This window comes from Nocardia sp. NPDC060220 (assembly GCF_042727815.1).
In the GTDB taxonomy this organism is placed as follows: Bacteria; Actinomycetota; Actinomycetes; order Mycobacteriales; family Mycobacteriaceae; genus Nocardia.
Map to the genome: position 1 here is coordinate 1 of NZ_JBHWZY010000392.1, position 6,286 is coordinate 6,286.

At 66.4% G+C, this 6,286-nt stretch carries 8 protein-coding genes; 6 read left to right on the forward strand and 2 right to left on the reverse strand.

Going from position 1 to position 6,286, the window contains the following annotated elements; genetic code table 11:
- Window positions 1-232 precede the first annotated feature (232 nt).
- Window positions 233-1,570 (forward strand): phosphoglucosamine mutase, encoded by a 1,338-nt coding sequence (glmM, locus tag ACFWF3_RS20385; RefSeq protein ID WP_379314869.1) that lies wholly within the window; start codon window positions 233-235, stop codon window positions 1,568-1,570.
- Window positions 1,571-1,736: 166 nt separating this feature from the next.
- Window positions 1,737-2,099 (forward strand): hypothetical protein, encoded by a 363-nt coding sequence (locus ACFWF3_RS20390; RefSeq protein ID WP_378662011.1) that lies wholly within the window; start codon window positions 1,737-1,739, stop codon window positions 2,097-2,099.
- Here the strand turns inward: ACFWF3_RS20390 and ACFWF3_RS20395 are convergent.
- Both ACFWF3_RS20395 and ACFWF3_RS20400 read right to left on the reverse strand, forming a co-directional pair.
- Window positions 2,096-2,521: a hypothetical protein gene (locus tag ACFWF3_RS20395; RefSeq protein WP_378993583.1), complete on the reverse strand. Its 426-nt coding sequence runs from the start codon at window positions 2,519-2,521 to the stop codon at window positions 2,096-2,098. The genes ACFWF3_RS20390 and ACFWF3_RS20395 overlap by 4 nt on opposite strands.
- Before the next feature lie 3 nt (window positions 2,522-2,524).
- Entirely contained in the window at window positions 2,525-4,165 is a 1,641-nt protein-coding gene (locus ACFWF3_RS20400; RefSeq protein ID WP_378993582.1) for an ABC-F family ATP-binding cassette domain-containing protein, read from the reverse strand.
- A 144-nt stretch (window positions 4,166-4,309) separates the two neighbouring features.
- Here ACFWF3_RS20400 and ACFWF3_RS20405 point away from each other — a divergent pair, with 144 nt between their 5' ends.
- From ACFWF3_RS20405 to ACFWF3_RS20420, 4 genes are all read left to right on the forward strand, one after another.
- Entirely contained in the window at window positions 4,310-4,501 is a 192-nt protein-coding gene (locus ACFWF3_RS20405) for a PspC domain-containing protein (RefSeq protein WP_063057023.1), read from the forward strand.
- Window positions 4,502-4,592: 91 nt separating this feature from the next.
- Window positions 4,593-4,901 (forward strand): DUF6802 family protein, encoded by a 309-nt coding sequence (locus ACFWF3_RS20410; protein WP_056818233.1) that lies wholly within the window; start codon window positions 4,593-4,595, stop codon window positions 4,899-4,901.
- A 130-nt stretch (window positions 4,902-5,031) separates the two neighbouring features.
- On the forward strand, window positions 5,032-5,346 hold the full coding sequence (locus ACFWF3_RS20415) for a type VII secretion target (RefSeq protein ID WP_067448407.1): 315 nt from the start codon (window positions 5,032-5,034) through the stop codon (window positions 5,344-5,346).
- A gap of 48 nt (window positions 5,347-5,394) precedes the next feature.
- Window positions 5,395-6,286, forward strand: an 892-nt coding sequence (locus ACFWF3_RS20420) for a hypothetical protein (protein ID WP_379314870.1), incomplete at its 3' end; no start/stop codon positions are given.

Genomic DNA, 6,286 nt, shown 5'->3' on the forward strand with positions numbered 1-6,286 from the left:
CCCTGGATCTGCTCGCACGCGGCGAAGACGCGAACCCGATGCTGTTCATCCGGGTCCGCGACGCGGATTTACGCACTGTCGACTCTCGGCTTTCGCATACGCTGGGTATGCTGCCCGCGCGAGTGGGGATGAGCCTGGTCGGCGGAGCGTGTGTGCAAGAGCAGGCTTCCAGCACCGCTGGTCGCCTGCTCTTGTGCTGTATTCGGGGACCTACTACTGGTAGAGGGTTTTTATGGGACGGCTATTCGGCACAGACGGTGTTCGCGGACTCGCCAACGAGTCGCTGAGCCCGGAACTGGCGATGCGCGTCGCCGCCGCGGCAGCGCAGGTGCTCTCGCGCGGCAAGAAGCGCCCGGTGGCGGTGCTCGGTCGCGATCCGCGCGCCAGCGGCGAGATGCTCGAGGCCGCGGTCACCGCGGGCCTGACCTCGGTCGGCGTCGATGTCCTCTCGGTGGGCGTGCTGCCCACTCCGGCCGTGGCCTACCTGACCGGCCTGTACGACGCGTGCTTCGGCGTGATGATCTCCGCCTCGCACAACCCCATGCCCGACAACGGCATCAAGATCTTCGCGGCGGGCGGGCACAAGCTCGACGACGCCATCGAGGCCCGGATCGAAGCCCTGATCGCCGAAGGCGTCACCGTGCGCCCGACCGGCGCGGGCATCGGCCGCGTGCGTGGCGACTACACCGTCGAGGGCACCCACGAGCGCTATGTCGAGCATCTGCTCGAATCCACCAGCCAGGACCTGTCCTCGCTGACCGTCGTCGTCGACTGCGCGCACGGTGCGGCCGCCGAGGTCGCCCCGCAGGTGTACCGGGAGGCGGGCGCGACGGTGATCGCGATCAACGCCGAACCCAACGGGCTCAACATCAATGACGGGTGCGGTTCCACGCACCTGGACACCGTGCGGCGCGCGGTCCTCGAACACGGCGCCGACCTGGGCATCGCGCTCGACGGTGACGCCGATCGTTGCCTCGCCGTCGATGCCGCGGGCGAGATCGTCGACGGTGACGCGATCATGGCGGTACTCGCGCTGGCGATGCGCGACGCGGGCGAACTGGTGGACGACACCCTCGTCGCCACCGTGATGAGCAACCTCGGCCTGCACATCGCGATGCGTGCCGCCGAGATCACCGTGATCACCGCCGCTGTCGGCGACCGGTACGTGCTCGAGGAGTTGCGTCGCGGCGGATACAGCCTGGGCGGGGAACAGTCCGGGCATGTGGTGTTCCCGCGGTTCGGTACCACCGGGGACGGGGTGCTCACCGGCCTGCGGTTGATGGCGCGGATGGCGCAGACCGGCCGCTCGCTGGCCTCGCTGGCTTCGGTGATGACCACAGTGCCGCAGGTGTTGATCAATGTCGCGGTGTCGGACAAGGGCGCTGTCGCTGTCGCTCCCGAGGTGCTGGAGGCTGTCGCGGAGGCCGAGCGGATCCTCGGGGACACCGGGCGGGTTCTGTTGCGGCCCAGCGGGACCGAGCAGTTGGTGCGGGTGATGGTGGAGGCCACCGATCCCGCGCAGGCGCGTCAGCTGGCCGATGATCTGGCCAAGCGGGTCGCCGCGGTCTAGTCGCCGGGACCCGGACGACGGGTCGGCGATCGGTGCTGTGGCGTGTTCCACCGGGCCCCACTAGTATCGGGATACGCCGTCTGGACCTGTGTGCCCCGTGGCGCGTGTGTGCTGCTCGGCGCAGGCGGTTATTTTGGCGCGCAGCACGATTCGAAGGGGGCCGATCATGGTTCCGCCGCTGCCTGCCCGCAACTATCAGGACCAGTACCCGTACGAGTACGGCGAAGCCGACCAGCCGCACCGCTGTGGTGGGGCCTGCGGGCGACCGGGGTGCCGCGAAGTGCCGCAAGGGTATTCGCACACTGTGCCGATCCGGGACGAAGGCTACGGGCAGTCCGCCTATGAGCCGGTCGCCGAGGCGCCACGCACCCGCGCGTTCGCGGCGCCGCGGGTGCCGCGCTCGCGGTCGTTCATCGCCGTGGTCGCGGTGCTCGGTGTCACTTTCGGCGTCGGTCTGATCGGTGCCAAGCTCGGCTCCGACATCGACCTGTTCGGTGCGGCCGAGCCCGCTGTAGTGCAGTCACTCTAGAACTGTCCGGCGACGAATCCGCTGAACAGCACCCCGAAACCACCGATCTCGCCCACGATCAGCCCGTACATCGACAGCCGCAGTTCGGCGGGAATCCTCCCGTCGAACTGATTGGTGGTGTCCCGGCGCAGCCCGTGCAGGGCGTAACTGGCGATCGCACCGGCGAAGAACGCGAGCACCACCAGGTCGGCGGTCAGATTGACGATCGTCGGCCAGGCGCTGAGCTCGGTGAACACCGCGAGCAGGATCCCCGCGAAGGAGTACATCAGCGCGGCGCGGTGGGCGATGTCGACATAGACGTGCGCCGCGCCGTCAGTCCGGATGCCGTGGTACTTCCACACCCCGAGCAGCAACGCGCTCAGGAAGAGGAATCCGGTGACGAGCAGGGTGATTCGGGTGTCGATGCCCAATGCGTAGTCCATGCGTCATTCCTCGCTGAGAAGCCCACCGGACATGTGCCAACGACGGGTCGCACGAACAGAATCCAGCATCCGGCGATCATGCGTCACCAGAATCAACGTGCCGGTGAAGGATTCGACGGCCTGTTCGAGCTGTTCGATGGCGGGCAGGTCGAGGTGGTTGGTCGGCTCGTCGAGAACCAGCAGGTTCACCCCGCGCGCCTGGAGCAGGGCCAGGGCCGCGCGGGTGCGTTCACCGGGGGACAGGGTGTCGCACGCACGCGTCACGTGCGGCCCGCGCAGGCCGAATTTGGCCAGTAGCGTGCGGACTTCGGCGTCGGGCCAGTCGGGCATCGCCGCGGCGAAGGTGTCGGCCAGCGCGTCGTCGCCACGGAACAGCCCGCGGGCCTGGTCGACCTCGCCGATCTCCACACCGGAACCCAGTGCGGCGGTACCGGAATCCGGGGCGATCTTGCCGAGCAGCAGGCCGAGCAGGGTCGACTTGCCCGAGCCGTTGGCGCCGGTGAGCACGATCCGGTCGGCCCAATCGATCTGGGTGGTGATCGGGCCGAGGGTGAATTCGCCGCGCGTGAGGGTGGCGTTGTTGGCGGTCGCGACCACCGCGCCGCTGCGTGGGGCGGTGGCGATCTCCATCCGCAGCTCCCACTCCTTGCGCGGCTCGTCGACCACGTCGAGGCGTTCGATCCGGCGCTGCGTCTGACGGGCCTTGGCGGCCTGCTTCTCGGTGGATTCCGCGCGGGTCTTGCGACCCATCTTGTCGGAGTCGTTCTTGCCCTTGCGGCGGGCGTTGCGCACCCCGTGCTCGAGCCAGTTGCGCTGCATCTGCGCGCGCGACTCCAAACCCGCTTTGGTGTCGGCGAATTCGTCGTAGGCCTCGCGGGCGTGCTTGCGGGCGATCTCGCGTTCGGCGAGGTAGGCGTCGTAGCCGCCGTCGTAGAAACCGGTTTGCTGCTGAGCCAGATCGAGTTCGAGGACGCTGTTCACGGTGCGCGCCAAGAACTCTCGATCGTGGCTGATCACCATCAGCGGTACGCGCACCCCGGTGACGAACCGTTCCAGCCGGTCGAGGCCGTCGAGATCGAGGTCGTTGGTCGGCTCGTCGAGCAGCAGAATGTCGAAGCGCGACAACAACACCGAGGCCAGCCCCGCGCGTGCCGCCTGGCCGCCGGACAGGCCCGTCATCGGGGTGTCGAGCCCACCGGCCAAGCCGTGGGTCAGCCCCAGGTCCGCGGCGACCTCTTCGGCGCGCTGATCGAGATCCGCGCCACCCAACGCCAGCCAATGTTCCAGCGCGGGCGAGTAGTCGTCGTCGCCACCGTCGCCGAGGCGTTCGGCCGCCGCGTCCATCACCTGCTGGGCGTGTGCGACACCGGTTCGGCGCGAGAGGAATTCGAGCACCGTCTCGCCCTCGATGCGCTCCGGTTCCTGGGTCAGATAACCGACGGTCGCGTCGGGCGGGCTCAACGCGATGGTGCCCTCGCCCGGTTCCCGCTCGGCCAGCATCCGCAGCAGCGTCGACTTGCCCGCGCCGTTCACCCCGACCAGCCCGATCACATCGCCGGGGGCGAGAGTGAAATCGAGGTCGGCGAACAGGGTCCGTTCGGCGTGCCCCGCGGAGAGGCCACTGGCGTGCAATGTCGTGCTCACCTCGACGATTGTGCCCGTCTCGGGGTCTGACCCTGAGGTCGGGGCCTGTCGAAATCAGGGTGCGGATGGGTCTGTGGACCGATGCGGGCGGGAGTGCTCCGACGGCACAGTGGAGACATCACCGCTCCACAGGAAGGCAACACCATGACCGCCCCCGCCCGCCGCCTCACCCGTTCGACCAGCAACAAGTGGATCGCAGGCGTCTGCGGCGGCCTCGCCGAACGCTACGGCTGGAACCCCAACGTCGTCCGCCTGGTCTTCGTCGTGTCCTGCCTGCTGCCCGGTCCCCAGTTCCTGATCTACCTGGCGATGTGGATCCTCATCCCGAACAAGTAGCCCCGAACCCCCCGGCGCCCGCTCGCGGATGACAAGATGGTGGCAACCCCGCCACGTCGTCATCCGCGAGTTTTCCGTTGGAGGAGCAGTCATGGTCACCTCGGGTGAGTTCCCCGGCCTCGGCCTACCCGACATCGACGCCCACTCGTCCCTGGGCGGCCTCGGCCCCGTCGAGTTGAACAACCCATCCCTCGACCTCGACCACGACGGCGTCGTCGACTCCCTCTCCACCGGCGATGCCGACTCGACCAGCATCTGGTCCGACTACGACCACGACGGCCTGGCCGATCACGTCACCGTCGTCGAGGAAGACGGCGACTACGCCGCCTGGGAATACCACCGTCATCCCGACGGCACGTCGGAGTGGCGCAAGACCGACCAGGGGAACCTGGAGAAGTAGCGCACCAGGGTGCCGCTGTGATCGAATCCGAGCACAGCGGCATTCGTCGTGTGATCGTGGAACCGATCCGGGTCGTGGCGCGTCTAAGGGAGTAGTGCGCCTGCCGGCGCTTGACCAGAAGGAGGGGGAAGTGGGCGATTCAGTAACGGTCGATCCGACGGCTCTGCGTAAGGCTGCGTCGAACCTGAAGGCGTCGGCGGCTGATATCGGGACGTGCTCTGCCGACGTCAAGGGCTGGTCCTTCACCGCCGCGCAAGCCGGTCGCGACTACGGTGCCGAGGGGACGAAGGTCGGGGGCGTGATCGGCAAGGTCGAGACGTGGTTGAAGAACTGGCAGACCGCGATCGACAAGACGGGCGTGCAGTTCGGTACCAGTGCGGATACGTACGCGACGGTCGACGATGCCAACGTCAAGAAGATAACCGCTGCTGGGGTGAACCTTTGATGCGCGCGTTCGTGTCCACATGTTCGGCCGTGGTGTCCGGGGGCGTTCATGGCTGACTCTCCGACCTGGGCCAGTATTCCCACCGGTGGTAGCGCAGACGAGATGCTCGACCTGGGGGCGGAAGGTTTGCAGTATTTCGTCGAATACCTACCTCGCTATGGAAAAGCATCAGCGGTTGCGCACGCTCCTGCTAGGTCGGAACTGCTGGCGGGGGCAAATGGGGATTTCGATTCGATCTATGCGAAATACGACACCGAACGCGGCATGGATATCGCGGCAATCGATCGAATGTCTGCGGCTTTGTCCAAGGTGATGGCTAAATTGCCCGCTGAGATCGACGAACAGCGGCGGCAGCTCTCGGCATTGCCGTCGATATGGCAGGGGCAGGCAGCTGACACCGCATCCAATATGCTGAATGCGCAGATTCTCCGTGCCGAGCAAGATCGCATCGAAGCTGCGACGATATCGCTGGAGCTCAGTTATGTGGCGACTGCGCTGCGAACTGCCGTACGGCACAAAGCGGTTACGGTCCAAAGCTTTTGGTCTCCCAATACGCCTGATATCCCCCAGCAGAACAGCAGCGGGATGAGCCGCACTGCGATCGATGATTACATACAAGAGGTGTCGTCCAACCCGGATTCTGATGCGGGCAAGAAGGCCAAGCAGTGGTTGGTCGATATCTTCATGCCGCACGTCAACGCGACATACGATAAATTCATTCAGCTTTGCAAAGAAGTCGACACCGAGGTTCGTCGGATTTACGGCGTTCTTGTCGAAGCCTTGAACGGACTCGATACCGGCGCATACCCGATGCCGCAGGATTCCAGCAAGCCGCAGACACCCGTGACGACGCAGCAGCCTCAGACGAAAGATACGTCGAAGGGTGACACGTCGACCGGTGGCACACCGTCGACAACGGAGGACACGTCGACCAAGGCGG

Excerpts from the sequence above, each read along its gene's own strand:
- glmM (WP_379314869.1), top strand. The coding sequence starts at position 233 with ATGGGACGGCTATTCGGCACAGACGGTGTTCGCGGACTCGCCAACGAG.
- ACFWF3_RS20390 (WP_378662011.1), top strand. The coding sequence starts at position 1,737 with ATGGTTCCGCCGCTGCCTGCCCGCAACTATCAGGACCAGTACCCGTAC.
- ACFWF3_RS20395 (WP_378993583.1), bottom strand. The coding sequence starts at position 2,521 with ATGGACTACGCATTGGGCATCGACACCCGAATCACCCTGCTCGTCACC.
- ACFWF3_RS20405 (WP_063057023.1), top strand. The coding sequence starts at position 4,310 with ATGACCGCCCCCGCCCGCCGCCTCACCCGTTCGACCAGCAACAAGTGG.
- ACFWF3_RS20410 (WP_056818233.1), top strand. The coding sequence starts at position 4,593 with ATGGTCACCTCGGGTGAGTTCCCCGGCCTCGGCCTACCCGACATCGAC.